At 60.6% G+C, this 16255-nt stretch carries 17 protein-coding genes and 2 pseudogenes; 13 read left to right on the top strand and 6 right to left on the bottom strand.

The annotated features are described in order from the left end of the window. The 4 genes from F6X53_RS30435 to F6X53_RS30420 form a co-directional block, all read left to right on the top strand. Nucleotides 1-604: TCP-1/cpn60 chaperonin family protein (locus tag F6X53_RS30435; RefSeq protein WP_280526085.1), on the top strand; the 604-nt coding region annotated here is incomplete at its 5' end. An 818-nt stretch (nt 605-1422) separates the two neighbouring features. Further along, entirely contained in the window at nt 1423-1845 is a 423-nt protein-coding gene (locus tag F6X53_RS30430) for a hypothetical protein (RefSeq protein ID WP_151005414.1), read from the top strand. Nucleotides 1846-1847: 2 nt separating this feature from the next. Then, nucleotides 1848-2552 carry a thermonuclease family protein gene (locus F6X53_RS30425; protein WP_373875976.1) on the top strand — a complete coding sequence of 235 codons (705 nt, stop codon included), beginning with the start codon at nt 1848-1850 and terminating at the stop codon, nt 2550-2552. A 93-nt stretch (nt 2553-2645) separates the two neighbouring features. Further along, nucleotides 2646-3017, top strand: coding sequence for a hypothetical protein (locus F6X53_RS30420; RefSeq protein WP_151005410.1), 372 nt, complete (start codon nt 2646-2648; stop codon nt 3015-3017). 590 nt (nt 3018-3607) lie between these two features. On the opposite strand, the gene F6X53_RS34170 is transcribed toward F6X53_RS30420, so the two are convergent. From F6X53_RS34170 to F6X53_RS30405, 3 genes are all read right to left on the bottom strand, one after another. Next, entirely contained in the window at nt 3608-3964 is a 357-nt protein-coding gene (locus tag F6X53_RS34170) for a 4-fold beta flower protein (RefSeq protein ID WP_151005408.1), read from the bottom strand. A 125-nt stretch (nt 3965-4089) separates the two neighbouring features. After that, nucleotides 4090-4350, bottom strand: a complete 261-nt coding sequence (locus tag F6X53_RS30410) for a hypothetical protein (protein ID WP_151005406.1) — start codon at nt 4348-4350, stop codon at nt 4090-4092. Nucleotides 4351-4424: 74 nt separating this feature from the next. Beyond that, nucleotides 4425-4649 (bottom strand): hypothetical protein, encoded by a 225-nt coding sequence (locus tag F6X53_RS30405; protein WP_151005404.1) that lies wholly within the window; start codon nt 4647-4649, stop codon nt 4425-4427. Between the two features lie 793 nt (nt 4650-5442). Between F6X53_RS30405 and F6X53_RS30400 the strand changes: the two genes are divergently transcribed. The 7 genes and pseudogenes from F6X53_RS30400 (at nt 5443) to F6X53_RS30370 (ending at nt 9727) form a co-directional block, all read left to right on the top strand. Further along, complete coding sequence (locus F6X53_RS30400) at nt 5443-5697, top strand: DUF6522 family protein (RefSeq protein WP_151005402.1); 255 nt, start codon at nt 5443-5445, stop codon at nt 5695-5697. A gap of 236 nt (nt 5698-5933) precedes the next feature. Beyond that, on the top strand, nt 5934-6059 hold the full coding sequence (locus tag F6X53_RS33805) for a hypothetical protein (protein ID WP_280526084.1): 126 nt from the start codon (nt 5934-5936) through the stop codon (nt 6057-6059). A 42-nt stretch (nt 6060-6101) separates the two neighbouring features. After that, complete coding sequence (locus F6X53_RS30395; RefSeq protein ID WP_191971069.1) at nt 6102-6317, top strand: HWE histidine kinase domain-containing protein; 216 nt, start codon at nt 6102-6104, stop codon at nt 6315-6317. A gap of 193 nt (nt 6318-6510) precedes the next feature. After that, a pseudogene (locus tag F6X53_RS30390) lies at nt 6511-6807 on the top strand (transposase); the annotation flags it as partial. Nucleotides 6808-7063: 256 nt separating this feature from the next. Continuing rightward, nucleotides 7064-7264 carry a hypothetical protein gene (locus F6X53_RS30385; RefSeq protein ID WP_238296835.1) on the top strand — a complete coding sequence of 67 codons (201 nt, stop codon included), beginning with the start codon at nt 7064-7066 and terminating at the stop codon, nt 7262-7264. A gap of 922 nt (nt 7265-8186) precedes the next feature. Beyond that, entirely contained in the window at nt 8187-8756 is a 570-nt protein-coding gene (locus F6X53_RS30375; protein WP_151005394.1) for a Pycsar system effector family protein, read from the top strand. Beyond that, entirely contained in the window at nt 8756-9727 is a 972-nt protein-coding gene (locus tag F6X53_RS30370) for an adenylate/guanylate cyclase domain-containing protein (RefSeq protein ID WP_151005392.1), read from the top strand. Before F6X53_RS30375 ends, F6X53_RS30370 begins: the two co-directional genes overlap by 1 nt. Nucleotides 9728-10030: 303 nt before the next feature. Here the strand turns inward: F6X53_RS30370 and F6X53_RS30365 are convergent, their stop codons facing one another. Beyond that, a complete protein-coding gene (locus tag F6X53_RS30365) occupies nt 10031-10666 on the bottom strand; it encodes a hypothetical protein (protein WP_151005390.1) in 636 nt (211 codons plus the stop codon). A gap of 183 nt (nt 10667-10849) precedes the next feature. Beyond that, nucleotides 10850-11473, bottom strand: coding sequence for a phage/plasmid primase, P4 family (locus F6X53_RS30360; RefSeq protein ID WP_151005388.1), 624 nt, complete (start codon nt 11471-11473; stop codon nt 10850-10852). Between F6X53_RS30360 and F6X53_RS30355 the strand changes: the two genes are divergently transcribed. Beyond that, complete coding sequence (locus F6X53_RS30355; protein ID WP_151005386.1) at nt 11357-13282, top strand: tetratricopeptide repeat protein; 1926 nt, start codon at nt 11357-11359, stop codon at nt 13280-13282. The two genes, F6X53_RS30360 and F6X53_RS30355, sit on opposite strands and share 117 nt — an antisense overlap. A 697-nt stretch (nt 13283-13979) precedes the next feature. Continuing rightward, nucleotides 13980-15791 (top strand): di-heme-cytochrome C peroxidase, encoded by a 1812-nt coding sequence (locus F6X53_RS30350; RefSeq protein WP_151005384.1) that lies wholly within the window; start codon nt 13980-13982, stop codon nt 15789-15791. Between the two features lie 111 nt (nt 15792-15902). Here the strand turns inward: F6X53_RS30350 and F6X53_RS30345 are convergent. Beyond that, a pseudogene (locus F6X53_RS30345) lies at nt 15903-16211 on the bottom strand (transposase); the annotation flags it as partial. Between the last annotated feature and the right edge of the window lie 44 nt (nt 16212-16255).

Raw genomic sequence — 16255 nt, 5'->3', positions numbered from 1 at the left:
CGGGCAGATCAAGGCGCAGATCGAGGAGACCACCTCGGATTACGACCGCGAGAAGCTGCAGGAGCGCCTGGCCAAACTCGCGGGCGGCGTTGCGATCATTCGCGTCGGCGGTTCGACCGAGATCGAGGTCAAGGAGAAGAAAGATCGCGTGGAGGATGCGCTTCACGCCACCCGCGCGGCGGTCGAGGAGGGCATCGTTCCCGGCGGCGGCACGGCGCTGCTCCGCGCCAGGAAGGCGGTCGCGGCTCTCACCAGCGACAACGCCGACGTCCAGGCCGGCATCAAGATCGTCCTCCGGTCGCTTGAGGCCCCGATCCGCCAGATCGCCGAGAATTCGGGCGTCGAGGGCTCGATCGTGGTCGGCAAGATCACCGACAACGAAGGCTCCGAGACCTTCGGCTTCAACGCCCAGACCGAAGAGTACGTGGATCTGCTCCAGGCCGGCATCGTCGACCCGGCCAAGGTCGTGCGGGCCGCGCTGCAGGGTGCCGCCTCGGTTGCCGGCCTGCTCGTCACCACGGAAGCCATGATCGTCGACGCTCCGAAGAAGGATAGCGGCGCGCCAGCGATGCCAGGCGGCGGCATGGGCGGGATGGACTACTGATCCATCCAATATAGATGAAGACCTAATTGGGCCGCCAAATGGCGGCCCTTTTACTTATTACTCGGCGATTTTATTGCTCCTCCAACCGTGCCCTTCGTTGATGGCGCGGCTGCAATTGTTTTCGATACCGGCTTCTTAGCTTCGCGGTTTCTGTGCTTCTTTCCCGTAGCCATCAGGGCTTCCCTCTAGGAAGGTTGCATCATCGCACGCTGCGCCTTTTACCCGTTCAGTCTTGGAAAACCGCGCAGCGCCGGCGCTGCAGGCGACAAGGGGAGTTATGGGCCCCTGATGCCATTGCCCACTGCAGACCGGTATAGAACGCGCTCAGAAATTGTAGGTGATGAGAGCGGTCACTCGCGCGCCGTGCTCGCGGACGAGTGCCTCCGCCTCGCTCGCTGTGGCGTTCTCGGAGCCGGAGTACGGAATTTTGTAAACGTCGCAGCTCGCAGCATCGCTATCGGGTGGATGGAGAGCATCAGCGGGCCCTGCGGGGTGAGTGTGGCCGGCTTAAGCCGTCAAAGCGCTAGGCGTAGTCCTCGATCGCCCAACCCTCTCGATCGCAACAACGCTCCGCTACCACCAGACAGCTAGCAGCCTAGTTCAGCGTGCTCCCGGTTCAGGCGAAGAGCAACTTCGCCGTGTAAGCCTCAGCACCAGATGTGAATTCTGGCCATGGGTTGGCAAGAGAGCGTATTCCGCGCAGACACCCCGGGCCTGTGAAGAAACATTTAAAATGACTCGAAGCAGCGCGGCAGGCCTTCTTTTCGGCGCAGGCCGCCATCATATAAATTTTTCGAAGTTTTCGGGGCACACCGGCCATGAAACGATTTGCGGCACTAGCTCTGTTGTTTTTAGTTGAACCGAGCGGCGCGTCCGCGCAATCTGCAGATAATTATCTTCAGGTCTGCACAAAGAGTGATTTTGCTTGTGAAGGAGCGCAGCTGCGTTTTAAGAACTCGTTTCCTAAAGCACTGGCGGGAGATCTGCCCGCACAACGCGATGTTTCCTCTTGTTTGACTAATGGATGCGATGATGCGGTGCGAAGGGATCGTGTGCTGGGCTGCGCGTGGCGTTTGATGATCACAAGGTCCGTCGCATACGCGGCAGATCTGACGGACGCCGGCTTCTTCAGTGCAAACTGCACTGGCAGCGTCACCGACGTGGAGGTTGCCAAGATGAAACAGCAAGCTGGTGGTCTCTTTCGCACAATCTATCAGAAGCCCATGCCGGAAGCGGATTGATGATACGCAGCTTCAGCTTTGCATTCCTGCTTTTCAGTGTGCCTGTTCTCGCTGCCGAGCCTATCACTGGTCGCGCCTCGGTCAGTGATGGGGATACCCTTATCATCCGGGACACCAAGATTCGCCTCCATGGTGTCGACACACCTGAGAGCGCGCAGCTCTGTCAGGATGCGGCGGGCAAGGACTATCGCTGTGGGCAGAAGGCTGCGCTGGCCTTAGCCGACAGAATCGGCGACGCAACACTTTCCTGCGAGCCACGCGACACTGACCGCTACGGCCGCACCGTGGCCGTGTGTTGGAAGGGAAGTGAGGACCTCAATGGCTGGATGGTTGCTCAGGGCTACGCCATCGCCTACCAGCGCTACTCCACCGAGTATTTGCGGCAGGAGTTAACGGCGAGAGCGCTGAAGCGCGGGATCTGGGCCGGCACCTTCGACCCGCCCTCGGACTGGCGCCGGGCCAAGCGCGCGAATGGTGTAGAGACGCGGCCCGAGGCGGCGAGGCCGCCGGTGGCTACCCTAAAATCGTCGGCCGCTGCAGGGGCGTGTCAGATCAAGGGGAACATCAGCGCGGCGGGTGCTAAGATCTACCACCTGCCCGGCACGCGCGATTATGAGCGCACCCGGCTCAATGAGGCCTCAGGCGAACGAATGTTCTGCTCCGAGGTTGAGGCGAGGGCTGCTGGATGGCGGGCGCCTCGCGGGTAAAACTTGCCGCGCCCGCCACCTTGAAATCCCTATGCTGGCCGGACCACTACTACACGCCGGTCAACACATGCGACAGGCGAGCCTGCTGGGTGGATGAAGGCAACGGATATGGAGAGACCTCAGTGTACCGCCGAGATTGCAACTGACAGTTTGTTGAAAGCGATCGTGAAGGGTGAGCAACGCGGCCTAACCTTCAGTGCCGTTCGTGATGGTGGAGCTCTAACGACGTGGCGAGAGCCGGGAATGGCTCAGCTTGGCCCAGCTATTGGCTTTTGCGTCGCAGATCCATCTGGAGCGGCACAGTGGACTGAGCTGCACCGCCTCGGTGAGATCATCCAAGCTGCTGGTGGCCTCGATGCCTTGGACGAGGCAAACATGCACCTCGTCCAAATGGATCCAGAGCATTCCGACTGGCGAGCAATGGTGCTGGAGAGCGTCTGGTACGATATCGGGCGCGTAGAATGAGAAACGCAGAACCTGTCTACAGAAAGCCTATGCGTCCCACGACTATTTGGTATTTCGCCAGAGCGCGGTGACTTCTCGGAGCGCCGTGTCTCCGTCTGCCGCCGAAGTCCCTTCAGAGCCGAAAGACCGATTGGATCGGCGCACCACCGCCCCATCCCTCAGAATCACCCAATCGAAGCGACCGAGCTCGGTCGGAGAAGGGGTGACCCGCAGTATATGCGGGTTCGGCGTAAAGGTGATCATGCTCAGGATATGGGACGCCACGCTGGCACCTACCATGGGTCAGAGAGCAGCGGAGCACAAAAGATTCCCGGCCCATTCAGGATTCGGGCAGGGCATCGCGCGTGCTCGCACCTGAGCTGGACGGGTCGAGAACCTGCGCCGGGTGGCTGCTTCGCCCGCTGGGCAGCGGACAAGCGACAGGGCCTATTCCTGAATGCGGTGGATGTAGCCGATCACGAGGGCAGCAGTGAGGTCGAGCACAACGCTCTCTGCACCAACTCGCCGGCTCGTCTTCGAGCGCGAGTAGGGTCCTTACTTTGGCTAGCGAAAGGTCACCGTTGACACTCTCCGCGCCGGCTCTTCACACGTCAGATCAGATCGGCGAAGGCTCGGAGCGACCAAGATGGCGACGGCGACGGTCCGGGTCGAACGGGAGTAGGTTGAGGCGTTGATTTCGTCGGGTTTCGCCCACGCTGACCCGGCACTGTTTTTGCTGTTCGAGCTGGCTTCACAGGCCCCCCTACGGCGTCGAACTCGAACAAGAGGTGCTGGCCTTCGTCATCGACGATCCAGCCATTGCCAACCCACCCGATAAAGCGGCCAGAGTAGGCATAAACCTTGCCATCGTCGATGAATGCGGCGGGCTGACCGCTCCAAAGAAAGAGAGACCTATCGTCAGGCGAATAGGCCGCGGCAGCCCCCGCCCGGTCGAAAAACTCAATCATGATCGCGTTCGATTCTAAGCATGGCTCACGGGCATAACGCGCGAGAACCTCAAAAGATACAGCTGGGCTAGGTCCTTCGTTGTCTTGTGCGATGAAGACAACGTTGAGGACGTCGGAGGCGCGGCTCAGTGCAGCGTCTCACCAGGCCCCGCGAAAGAGCCTATTCCGTCTTCATCCACAGCGAGCCTGAAGGCCTCGTAAGCCGCATCATCGCTTGCGAAGAGCTCGCTCCAAACCGTTGAGCCGCCCTCGTGATCGATGACCTCTAGCGCCCAGTCCGCGGCCTCACCGCAAAATCGATAGATCTTCACCTCGACGGTGAACCCGTCGCGCGTGACGCGGCCGGAGAGTGGGGAAAATTCCAACTGGCGATCGTTGATCGGCATGATCGTACCCGCTTCCAGTCCACAAGTCACGATGCCGCTTCGCCCAAGAGAGAATTTGCGGAAGCTACCTCGAATCACACAACAGTTCTTCGCAAGACCTCGCCGCTCTCAATCACCCGGAAGTCACCGCTGCTAAGCTGATTCACACCCTTGCCATTTAGCAGCGAGAATCGGTGTTGTCCCTTAAGGATATGAGATCCGCTGAGGCCCCCAGTTCGTGCAAACGTCTGCCAAGAAATGATGGTGCGAACAGTACCATCCTCAGCTTTGGCATCGAAGCGCTCCACTTCGTGGTCCATAGCTAACCTCATAGCTGTGGGGCGTATCCAAAAAGTGTCACCCCGCTCTCGCAAAGTTCGACCGTCGAGTCAAAACAGGCAGCCACTCCCCTTCACGCATCCGGGACGGCAGTGTTCCTGCAGCCTTTTGATCGGCCGCTCTCGATCGTGTGCCAATCCTGCGGGATGCCCTTTTGCGCGCATGCCATGTTCCTCGTCGCAAGAAGGTAGATGCCGATATTCCGTGCCGGTGCTGGATCTCCATGATACACCCTTCTATCATTTTTCTAGATAATTATTTATGCTTTTGATGCCGGAATAATTGGGAACAGTTGATTGGAGTAGTAGTTATTTTAAGAAAGGCGCGAAGCGAAGGCACGCATTCACGCGGTTTTTTGCCTCCGATGAATTACTTCGTTGAGTCAAGGCAGCGTGAGAGAGCGGCTATGAGACGCCATATGCATTTTGGGCGGAAGGTGCCCTTGCCTTCGGTAGTTGAGATCAGGCACGAACTTAGGATGATGGCTGCGGCTGATGCCTTGGCCGACGCAGTAAATGCGAGGAGCTGTACATCTGCAGAACTGACTAAGATTGTTGAAGATTTATCGGCCCGCTACAATCTCCCGCCAGATCAAGGGCAGATACTGTTGAATCGCCTTGAAAACAATCGGTTGGTGGTGGCGCCTGCCGTGCCACGATCGGGCTCAGAGTGAGCCCCCACCCTTTGATCCGTTTTCCGCGTACTGCTGCGCACCGATGTGATAGGACTGGCCCCAGCCCTGCATCTGCCGCCGAGCTGATGGAGGGCACCCCAATGCGTTTTGACCTAGATGAGCGTGGCGATTGGATTGTCGATATCGACGAACTCGCCGGCAAATTCGGTACCTCGACGGGATATCTTCAGCATCAGATCAGGCTTGGCATCCTCAAGAGCTTTTTGGAGTCGGGGAACGACGAGGAAAACAAAGGAGCGAGCGTCACGGTTCGAGCCGGCAAGATGGCTTGGCGCGGTACATTCGACCGTACCGGATTTCTGATCAGTGAATGCATGCTCCCGGAAGCGCCGTAGCGGCTGCGCCGACCGCCGCCTCCTTCAATCCCAGGAGTAACCGACCGAACGTTCGCGGCGGGCGCAGTCCGCCCGCCACGGAGCGAGGCGCTCTTCCAGCAGTTCGGGTGCGCCTCGTCGGACCTGCTCTGGATCCAAGATGCCAGGACGCTGCAGTTCGAATATGTCAGCCCGGCCTTCGAGGCGATCTACGTCCAGAGCCGCGAAGCCGTCCTCATTGGCGAAACCCTGGAGCGATGGGCAGAGCTGATCTACCCGAGGGCTGCGAGCGCACGCTGGCCGTCATAGAGCGGATCCGGGCTGGCGAGCGGATCAAGCACGAGTTCCGGATCCGGCGCGCCTCGGACGGTGAGATGAGCTAGATCGAGGACACCGACTTCCCGCTCCTCGACGAGACCGGGTGTGTGCAGCGCGTGGCTGGCATTGCCAAGGACGTGACCGAGCGGAAGGCCAGCGCTGCCCGCCTGGAGGTGCTGGTTCATGAGTTGCAGCACCGCAGCCGCAACCTGCTCGGTGTAATCACATCGGTGGCTTCCAAAACTGTCGGCGAGGGCGGCTCAGTCGAGGACTTCCAAAACCGTCTGAAGGCGCTCAACCGAGCCCAGGGCCTGCTCAGCTAGTTCGGCAGTGACACGGTCGAGATCGGGGCGCTGGTCAGCGCAGAGCTCGCAGCGCACTCCGAAGCCGCATTGCCGAGGGTGATGCTCTCAGGCCCGAAGGTGCACCCTCAATGCCCGGCAGGTGCAGAACTTTGCTCTGGCCATGCACGAGTTGACCACGAACGCGGTGAAGTACGGGGCCCTGCAGGGCGGCGCGGGCTTCAGACCCACCGTCTGTCGCGCGTGCTCCGTCAAGCCGCGCTGCACCCGGGCGACGAGCCAACGACTCAGCCTGCGTCCGCGCGCCGAGCACGAGGCGCTGGCGGCCGCGCGGCAGCGGCAGGAGAGCGAGGAGGGTCGACAACTCTACGGGCAGCGACAAGGCATTGAGGGGACGATAGCGCAAGGCGTACGCAGCTTCGGCCTGCGCCGGGCGCGCTACCGCGGGCTGGCCAAAATGACCTTCCAGGGCGTGGCCACGGCCGCTGCCCTCAACCTGGATCGTCTCTCTGGAGGCGGGACATTGTCCCGCCTTTCGCTTGTGTCGAGATCGAGAGCCAGCAATCTGCCTATACGCGAGGATGGGGCCGGCGTAACGCTGCGTGATGTGGATGACAGCCTTTGGACAGCGTCCAGAGGGCCTTTCTTCCACTCCATAAGGGACCTTGCGCGAATTTCCCGCGGCCTCGCACGCATGAGACAGAGGGTTCAAAGCGCTCTATGTTCAGGGGGTGATTAACCTAGAGCAAGAGCGCGAGCACCTCGCCTTGGCAGATCGGCACATTGCCGAAGCTGAGGCGCGCATCCTCAGACAGCAGGCGTTGATCAAGCGCCTATCGGAGAGCAAGCGCGATTTGGTCGAGGCTGAGAAGCTGCTCGCGCTACTGGAACAGACCCTCATCCAGATGCGCGAGCACCGACACATCATCCTCGACACCATCGCGCGGCTTGATCCGTCAACACCATGAAGCGCCTCTTTCCATATTCGAACTTACGCGAAGGGAACGTGCTGATTATGTGAACGACCAGGCCGCACGCGCCCGATGGAACATCCCAGGAGCTTAGGTCCTGACTAGTTCGGCTTGCACTGCGGCAAGGTAATTCGAGAGCCGGACAGCGGCTTTAGGATCGTCACACTGGACGCTTACCGGCACCGGAAGTGCGAGCGGATCGAGCCGGCGCAAGACCGCCTCAGCCGCAGCCGCGGCTTCTCTCTCGGTCTGCGCTCCTACAAGGTTCGAGCCTTTCGGAGTGCCGATCATGATGGCGACACGGACCATGGCGAACCAACGGCCGCCAGAACCTCAGCGTTGCCATTGCGTTCGCTTCCTACGCTCGTAGGCCCAAGTCGCAGCGCGCAACATTTACCTGCGTCCCGCGCGAACCTGGGGTGGCAGTCACCGGCCCGGCACGACGTCCCCCACCGATGCCGCGGTCGGTGATCAAGCCATACTCTAAACGCCAGGTGTTTGCTCTCAGAGACGGGTCTCGGAACCCCAGCTCGGCTTGTGTTACGCATGTGTTACGCATGTGTTACGCGAACAACCGCATGTTAGCCGAATTTTCGCTGCAAGTGCCCAAAAAGCATCGAAATTTTTCACCTACAGCAGGTCATTACAAATGAGCTGCTGTGCGTCGCTAGCCCGGCGCTGCCTAGTAAATCGGTCAACTTCGCGGATATACCTAGTCTATGCGCTTGTGGAATCTTCGCATCACGATCTAAATTATCGCTGCTCAGGTAAATTCCATCCGAAAGATTTAGATTTCGTTGGATCCGCTCGTCCATCAAACGATCAATACTGCCAGTGGATTCTTTTGCTCTTCGGGCCAAGTGTCCCACTACCTATTTCATTCTAGCTCGGCTATTCCCCCGCACAGGGGAGTTGTTTCATGAAGGACGACCAGCAAGAGGCCTTTGAGCGGGTGCTGAGCGCGACCCTTGCCCGCATTCTTGACCTTCTGAAATTTGCGGAGGCCAAGAACGCAGCCCTGCTCACATTCGCGTCCGCTTGGATACTCGGCTCGATCAACCTCCTGATGGGATCGGCCAAGCTCACCGGGGATTGGCGGATCTCTTTCATAGTGGCCTTGCCCCTGTTCGCGCTCGCCGGTTTGATCGCTATCGTCTCGTTCCTGCCCAAGATGCTGTTGTCGGTGTTCCACCAGGACCCTGAGCAGTCCAAAGCGCTGCTATATTTTGGAGACGCTGCTAGCTTCGCCCCAGCCGCTTACAGGGACCGGGTGCGAGATCGGTACTATCCACCCGAGAATGAGTCTGCGACGCGCAACTACCTGGATGATCTGTCAATCCAAATCGCGGTTGTCAGCCAGATCACTAAGCGGAAGCTCCAATTCTTCAACTGGGGCGCACTCATCGTTTTAATCGCTCTCGCTGCACTTGCGATCCCAGCCATTCGAGCCGTCTGGCAGCTTGTCGCTCCCCGTCTCGGAGTTTCCTGATGGGTATAAAAGACTTGAGGGATGAGGTCGCCGACGAGGTGGCGACGATCCTTGGGACCGAATTCCAGATCGACATTACCGAGACCAATACTGTTCCGCACTCCTCAAATCCTGCCGTCACTTTTCCGAATCTTGATGCCAAGCGTCAAGGCACGAAGTTGATCGACACTTGCGTCCTCTACATCGATATTCGCCGTTCGACACAGCTCAATCTCACTCACAAGCCAAAGACCGTTTCGAAGCTCTATTCCGCGTTTGTCAGGGCCATGACCCGTTGCGCCCGCTATCACAAGGGTCATGTGCGTGGGATCATCGGCGACCGGGTAATGGTCATTTTCGACCGCAAGAATGCGTTCGTGAATGCCGTCGAGTGCGCAATTTCGATGAACTCCGTGTCGCAGTACATCATCAACAGGCATTTCACGCGCGGGGAGGTCGAGTGTGGGATCGGCATCGACACCGGGAAAATGCTTGCGACGAAGACCGGCGTTCGCAGACATGGCACGGAGCAATCCGCCTACCGTAATCTCGTCTGGTTGGGTCGCCCGGCGAACGTCGCTAGCAAGCTCACCGACTTGGCTAACAAACCCGAGGAAACATTCAACATACCAATGGTGCACGCGGCCTACAGGCCGGGACTGCTGAGCATAGGCCTCGATTCGAATTGGAGTTGGCGAGAAGTATTCCCTGCCGATTTTGTCCGCCAGCTTTCGGTCGACGGCACGACGAAACAGCTTAGGCATGCCAATCCTCTCTTCGAGCATATGTTTATCCAGGAACAGACTTTTACCCGCAACCCAAAAACAGCGCCTATTCTCATGACTGAGGCTGTTTGGATCGGCTACAAGGCGGCAGCGCCTAGCTCTGCTGTTGTCACCAAACCCATGTTCCATCCGGTCATGCTGATCGTGCCCGCCTACAAGGGCAGGGTCTATGCTGGTGACGTTCACTACCCCGCGTTTAAGGAGTGACTGCCGCGCCGAGGTCAACATGATCAGCGCCTCTGCCGACGACGGCATGGGCCATGTGTCAGCCTTCAGAGGCAATCCCATTTGGGCTGCGATCGCTTGGGGCAGGCACGAGAGGCAAGGGTGCAGATCGTTGCCCGCTGCTAAGAGTGGTGCTGGGCGAAACGTCGGAACCCTGAAGCGTCGAGTGTTCGGACGCACGAGAAATCGCTCAGAAGGGCCGCAGCGGCGGTCAGACCGGGAGCTGTAGTCGAACTACGCTCAGCACACTCCCGCCCGCTCAGCCCGCGTTCTCGCGGCTTGTAGCTATGGTGTGCGGTGCTCATCAAGCTGCAGCGTCTCAAGCCATACATCGAGTCGCCCTACGACGCGGGCCTGAACGCGCATCAGGCGGGCAGTCAGCCGAGCGTGGGTTGCCGCGCGCATGCCTTTCGGCCGGTGAGGAAGGGGACTGAGCGCTCCGTTCGGCGGAGCCTCACCCGTGATGCGCGCGTGAAGGCGGCAGGCCTGGATGATGTCGTTCGTATCCTGCGTCCCGTGCTCGACGGCGTAGCGGAGCCCGTGCGCCTCGCGAGAAAGGAAGCGCTCGCCGTCTCTGGGCAGGTAGAGGCGGCAGGCCCGAGCACCTGTCTGTGGGCAGATGAAAAACCATCGCAGGCCGCCGAACGGCGGGCGGGGCAAGGATGTGAGAGCGATGCGCTGCTCATGAGCACGGCCGTTACGATCGGCGAAGGTGAGGTGGAGACTTGGGGGCCGATTCTCCGTCAGCTCGGACGCGACGTACACCCAACCGGCGTGCGTGCCGCCAGGATGATGAACGAGGGGAGCGAACCCGGTCGCCGCCTGTCCTTGAGGCAGCCACCCCGCGCGCACCAAGGAGGCGATGTCGAGGCAGGCGGCATTCTCGATCAGAACGTGGCGTTTGGTGCGAGGACGGGCCATGGATATTCCCCAGAGCGAACGTGAAATTATCGGCCGGCTCCGATCAGCTTTGGCGTCGGTCGAGGCCTGTGGTGGGTGTGGTTGGTCGAACTTTTTCAAGCGTTACGTGCGTGCGTGTGCGCGCGCATACGTTGCAAAAAGTAGCATCCACCACACCCACCACAGAGAGTATCAATCGGACGCTCAGAAGGGAGCGAACTCCTCCTCTCTCACCCTCAGGCCCTGGAAGTGCGCGCCCTTCCGATCCGATCCTTTGGTGAGGCCGAGGCGCTCTGCTCGAACTGCGAGACGCTCCGAGAACGCTTTCTGACTCAAGACAAACTCCCGAGCTCGTGTAGCCCAACTGACAAAGCTGTCGTACGCCTCCGAAGAGGCCGTTCGGGCTGATGGATCAGCCTCGCAGCACTCCTCAAACCATCGCAGCACTGTGTCCTCATCGTTGAAGTAGGAAGATGTTGAGGTGCGCACTGCCTCTGGCGGGTTCAGACCTTCGCGCTGCCAGAGCAGGCAGCCCTCGATCATCCACGCCAGGATCCCCGGCCATTCGGACTTCAGCTTCTGCTCCAGCCCTTTGTCCCGCTCTTCAGGCGGGATCGTGACCGTGAACGGGATGACCTGAAAGCGCCGGCTAGTCGCCTCGTCGACGGAGCGCAGCCGCGGCTTATGGTTGCCTGAGATGAACAACTTGAACTGCGGCGTGTACTCGAAGAAGTCCTGGCGCATGAAGCGCGCCTCGATCTTATCGCCGCCCGTAATTGCTTTGATGCGCGCCTCCGCCCAGGGCCGTCCTTCTTCGTCGACGGGCATGTACCCGTTTGGGGTTACGAGCGGGAGAACGTTTGGCTGGCCGCTGCACACGCGAACGAGCGGCCTCACCGAGCTCGAAACCTGCGCTTCTTCGAGGGGCTACCATCCGACGTACGATCGAGAGCCGAGATTGCGCGGGCGCATGCCAGCGTCCTGCTCGATCTCAACAGGGTTCCCGAGGCACTCGCCCTTCTGCGTCGTCTGCGCGACGCCGAGGAGAGCAACACCTATGTGACGCTCCGGCTAATCGAAGCCATGCGTCGTTCCGGCCAAGCGAAGGCCGCTCGAAAGCTGTTGAGGTCGCTGCCGCTCGCGCAAATGAAGGGCACGCCGGAACACGCGATGATGCTGATTACGCAGGTCGCGGCCGAAGGGAACCGCGAAGACGCCTATGCGGCGGCCTACGACCTCGTCAGAAGGCATCCCGACCGTCCCGACATCGCCCTCGGATACGTCGGCCTTGGCCTCCTCCGCAACGGGGGGCCCGGCTTCCGGATGAAGGAAGCTGGCCCGGGCGCCTTCGTCGCACTCGAAGGGCCAGCGGGGACGAGGCGGGCCTTCGCCTTGGATGACGGACCGGAGTTCTTTGGCATCCCCGTCGAGGCGCCCGGCAGCCCCATCGCGAGGCTGGTCGCGGGCAAGCGTCGCGGCGACACGTTCGAGATCCCAAAGATGGGAGGCCACCCCGAGACGTGGACCATCGCCTCGGTTCACGGGAAGTACCTTCAGCTTCACCATCGGATCATGGAGGAGTTCGAGATCCGGTACCCGGGCGTCCCGGGGCTGTCGCGTCTCACGATGAAGGAAGGCGACGTCTCGGAAGCGCTGGCGATGGTCCGCAGGTCCGCAGAGCAAAACGAGCGAACCGCCAAACTCTACCTCGATGAGAATATGCCCCTCTCGATGGTCGCTCGCGCACTCGGGGGCGATCCGGTCGGCTTCGCGCAGTACGTGAGGACGCTCGGCGCGGATGTCGCAACCTGCACGGGCAGTGGCGAGGAGCGAGTGGCGGCCTGCGCCACAGCCCTGGCAGCGCGCGGACGTGGCGCGGTCCTGGATCCGTATACGGCGTGGGTCGCGGCAGAGATGGACCTGCTCCCCACTCTGAGGTCCTGGTTCGGGACGCTCCATGCTTCCGAAGCTTGCATCCGGATGATCGAGCGGATGATCGACAAGCAGCGTCAGGGCATCGGCCATCGCCAGATGACGGTGTCCTGGCACGAGAACCAATTCTACCGGGAGGAGATCGACGACGACTTCCTCCGCTCCCAGATCGCGGTCCTTGAGGCGGGGCGAGACAAGATCGTCGCCGCATGCGAGATCCACTCTATCTTGGTTCCGGACGAGACGTCCGAGGTTGCCGATAAAATGCTGGAGATGGCCGGGTCGAGCTTCCTCGACGCGGCCTTCCTCGCGCGAGAGCGCGGTGTGCCCTTGCTCTCGGATGATGCCCGCTATCGCACTTGGGCCACGGCAGCGACAGGATGCCGAAGCCTATGGCTGCAGGCAGCCTTGATGGCAGCGACCGAGGCGGGCGCGCTGTCCGCCGCTGACTATGCCACGGCCGTGGTCGGGCTGGCCGCGCGTCAGCATTCCTTCGTGTCGCTCGAGGGCGATGCCCTCCACGAGATCTGCCGTCAGGACGACGACCGGCTGCACCGCCTGAGGGCTGCTCTAAGGTACATTGGGGGGAGCGGCGCGGAGATGACTTCCCCTCATGGTGGTCGCCGAATTTCTCGAGATGGTTTGGGACTACGATGGCGACCTGCCCCTCCTGAGGAGGAAGGCGGCGACGGGCCTCGTGTTTGAAGCGTTCCTCAAGGGACAGCGGGACGATTGGCTAGACTGGTTGCGGCGCCTCATCCACTACGCTCCGAGGACGGTCGCCTTCCGGTCGTACCTACGGGATTGGCTGAGGGGGCACTTCATCCCGGTTGGGCAGTTGGCCGGTTCCGAGCCCTGATGCCGCCGCGGGCAGCATCGGCGCGTTTCAGAACTTCGGAGCCACAGATCCATCGATAACCCGAGAGCAAGAAACCGCCCTTGGGTTGGCGAGCATGCACTCAGCGGCAACCAGCAGAACCACCCTCAAACAGGGCAAAGGTCTACAGCAGCTCATTTGTAATGACCTGCTGTGAATTCAAATTGTTAATGTTCCGCGGGCGTATGCAGTGATAGCCGTGCCATCATATGACCGCCCGCGTAACGCGTGCGTAACACGAGCCAAGTGGATGCCTTGCGCACGGGCTGTCAGCTGATGAATCACTGCCTTTCGGCGGCTGAGCCGTCGCGGACCAGCAGAACGATCCACTACCTTTTGCCAAGTTCAGTGAGGCTGAAGGTGGTGCGGAAGCCCCTCCTGACTGATCCTCTCACTCAGCCCGGCTTAGCACAAGGCGATCAGGCCACAACGAGCCAGCCGCATTGTTCATACCAAACAATTATTGGTTGCAACATAGTGTGAAAGGAGGTTTCTTTGCCTGCCAGCCGGCATGGAGTTATCGTCATGCACGCGCGAAAGTTGCTGATCGCCCTCCTGCTTCTCGCGGCGTCGCTGCAAACCGCGGCGTCGGCGCCGGAGGACATCAAATTCCTAGATCAAGGAACCGCTTGGACGGATGCCGCGCGATCCGAGTTCTACACTCTCGATCAGGGCGCCCGTATGATCCCGCTGCCCTGGCTCCAAGCCTTGCGGCAGGGTGACGGAAGTCCATTCCTTGAGGATGGGCTAACGCGCTACGGATACCTGCCGAATCCTTCCAGTGACGAGGGCCTGCCGGTCGGGTTCACAACCACTGGCCCCGCCGGTGTCCAGATCGTCGGCATGACCTGCTCGGCCTGCCATACCCGCCAGATCACAGTGGGCGGGAGTCAGTACCGCATCGACGGTGGTCCGGCGATCGTCGACTTCCAGAGCCTACTGGCCGACCTCGACACTGCCGTTGGTCGGGTCCTGCAGGACGAGTCGGAGTTCGGCCGCTTTGCCGCGTCCGCGCTCCGCACGGCCATGCCCGATTCGGCGGAGAAAGCTGCACTACGCGACCGGGTGGCGGCTTGGCACCTGCGCTACCACACTCTCATGGAGCGTGCCCTCCCACACGCCTCGCCATGGGGCTTTGGTCGACTCGATGCCGTCGGGATGATCTTCAACCGCTTGGCAGGGTTGGATCTCGGACCGCCGCCAACGTTCATTATCAAGGAGAATATTCGGCGGGCGGACGCGCCAACGCGGTACCCTTTTCTCTGGAACGCACCTGTTCAGGACCGGATCCAATGGCCGGGCTTTGCCGACAACGGCAGCGACGTTCTCGCGCTCGCACGGAACCTTGGCCAAGTACTCGGTGTTTTCGGAGTCTTTCAGCCCAAGAAAGAAGGGCTGATAATCAATTATCTGAACAATAATTCAGCCAATTTCGGAAACCTCCAGCGGATCGAGGATTTAATCAAGAAGATCCGCCCACCTAAGTGGCCGTCGTCTATTGACGAGGTGCTGGCCAATCAAGGTAAAGCTATCTTTGAACGGGCCACCGTATCCGGCGGATGCGCTGAGTGTCATGGAATTCGCCCTGGGACGGCGCGTTTCTTGGGCCGGCAGACGTGGGCCACGCCTGTTCAGGATGTCGGAACTGACACGCGGGAGTATGATGTGCTCGCCTGGACGGCGAAGAGCGGCGCACTGAAGGGCGCCTTTATCCCCCTCGTTACCAAGCCTTTGAAGGAAACAGATCTTATATTCAACATCCTCGCGAATTCGGTTGTGGGGACGATCACGGCCTACACGTTGACTGGCGGTGACATCTTCTTCGCCGCTCCGGCGGGGACGCCGGGAGGCCCCCGGGATGCGAAAGGTTCGACCGTTGCTAGTGCGCCGCCGCCCCAGCTTCTCCCGCCCGCCCTGCGGGAGTTGCAGGGGGCTTTCAATCGGCCGTCCTCCATTGCGGCTGCTGGCGAGCGCTCGAGTATGGAGGCGCCGTCGCCACGAGCTGCAGGCGCCCCGCCGCCAATGCATGGTGCCTACGAGTCCCGCGTATTGGAGGGAATCTGGGCCACTGCGCCGTACCTGCACAACGGCTCAGTGCCAACCCTTGCTGATCTCCTTAAGCCGGCTGCAGAGCGCCCGGCGGAGTTCAAAATCGGTCCGGCTTACGATCTGGTGAATATCGGCCTCGCGAAGGACCAGCTTGGGCTCAACAGCACGATCGTGACGACTGGGTGCAACGACCGGAATTCAGGCAACAGTCGCTGCGGGCATGAATTCGGTACGCAGCTCTCCCCGTCCGAGAAAAAGGCAATACTTGAGTACCTCAAGACGCTCTGATGCATTCGTCTTGAGTGGTAATGCTCCGCCCGTCCGATTATGAGGCGGCGCTCTACGAACGCAAAGGAATATGGCGGGACCTCGGTCGAGAGCAGTTAGAGCTGTTCCCGATCACGTAGCGACGGCCGAATCGTCCTCGTACCCAGCTGCGGCGAGGTAGGTGCGGCACTCCTGCGGAGTGAAGCGCGTGAAGGCCTGCCGGATTGCCGCCCAGAGATCCGGGATGGTGCGAGCTGCCGCGCTGCGCAACAGCGCCTTGAGCTTTGCGAAGACCTGCTCGATCGGGTTGAGATCAGGGCTGTAGGACGGCAGGTAGAGCAGCCTGGCTCCCGCGGCCTCGATCGCGTCCTGCACGCCAGCCACCTTGTGGGCTGGCAGGTTGTCCATGACGACGATGTTGGACTTGCTTCGCAAAAGTGGCTCTTCGTCATTTCGTGTGGATCAAGGAGCGAGAAGCAGGCGTC

The organism is Methylobacterium soli (genome assembly GCF_008806385.1).
Lineage (GTDB): Bacteria > Pseudomonadota > Alphaproteobacteria > Rhizobiales > Beijerinckiaceae > Methylobacterium > Methylobacterium soli.
The sequence above is the reverse complement of the archived record's forward strand: the minus strand, read 5'-3'. Positions and strand labels throughout refer to the sequence as shown.

Bases quoted from the DNA above. Each gene is read 5' to 3' on its own strand.
- F6X53_RS30405 (WP_151005404.1), bottom strand. From the start codon at position 4,649: ATGGACCACGAAGTGGAGCGCTTCGATGCCAAAGCTGAGGATGGTACT.
- F6X53_RS30375 (WP_151005394.1), top strand. From the start codon at position 8,187: ATGAAGGACGACCAGCAAGAGGCCTTTGAGCGGGTGCTGAGCGCGACC.
- F6X53_RS30365 (WP_151005390.1), bottom strand. From the start codon at position 10,666: ATGGCCCGTCCTCGCACCAAACGCCACGTTCTGATCGAGAATGCCGCC.
- F6X53_RS30400 (WP_151005402.1), top strand. From the start codon at position 5,443: ATGCGTTTTGACCTAGATGAGCGTGGCGATTGGATTGTCGATATCGAC.
- F6X53_RS30360 (WP_151005388.1), bottom strand. From the start codon at position 11,473: ATGCCCGTCGACGAAGAAGGACGGCCCTGGGCGGAGGCGCGCATCAAA.
- F6X53_RS30350 (WP_151005384.1), top strand. From the start codon at position 13,980: ATGCACGCGCGAAAGTTGCTGATCGCCCTCCTGCTTCTCGCGGCGTCG.
- F6X53_RS34170 (WP_151005408.1), bottom strand. From the start codon at position 3,964: ATGATTGAGTTTTTCGACCGGGCGGGGGCTGCCGCGGCCTATTCGCCT.
- F6X53_RS30370 (WP_151005392.1), top strand. From the start codon at position 8,756: ATGGGTATAAAAGACTTGAGGGATGAGGTCGCCGACGAGGTGGCGACG.
- F6X53_RS30420 (WP_151005410.1), top strand. From the start codon at position 2,646: ATGAAGGCAACGGATATGGAGAGACCTCAGTGTACCGCCGAGATTGCA.
- F6X53_RS30430 (WP_151005414.1), top strand. From the start codon at position 1,423: ATGAAACGATTTGCGGCACTAGCTCTGTTGTTTTTAGTTGAACCGAGC.
- F6X53_RS33805 (WP_280526084.1), top strand. From the start codon at position 5,934: ATGGGCAGAGCTGATCTACCCGAGGGCTGCGAGCGCACGCTGGCCGTC.
- F6X53_RS30410 (WP_151005406.1), bottom strand. From the start codon at position 4,350: ATGCCGATCAACGATCGCCAGTTGGAATTTTCCCCACTCTCCGGCCGC.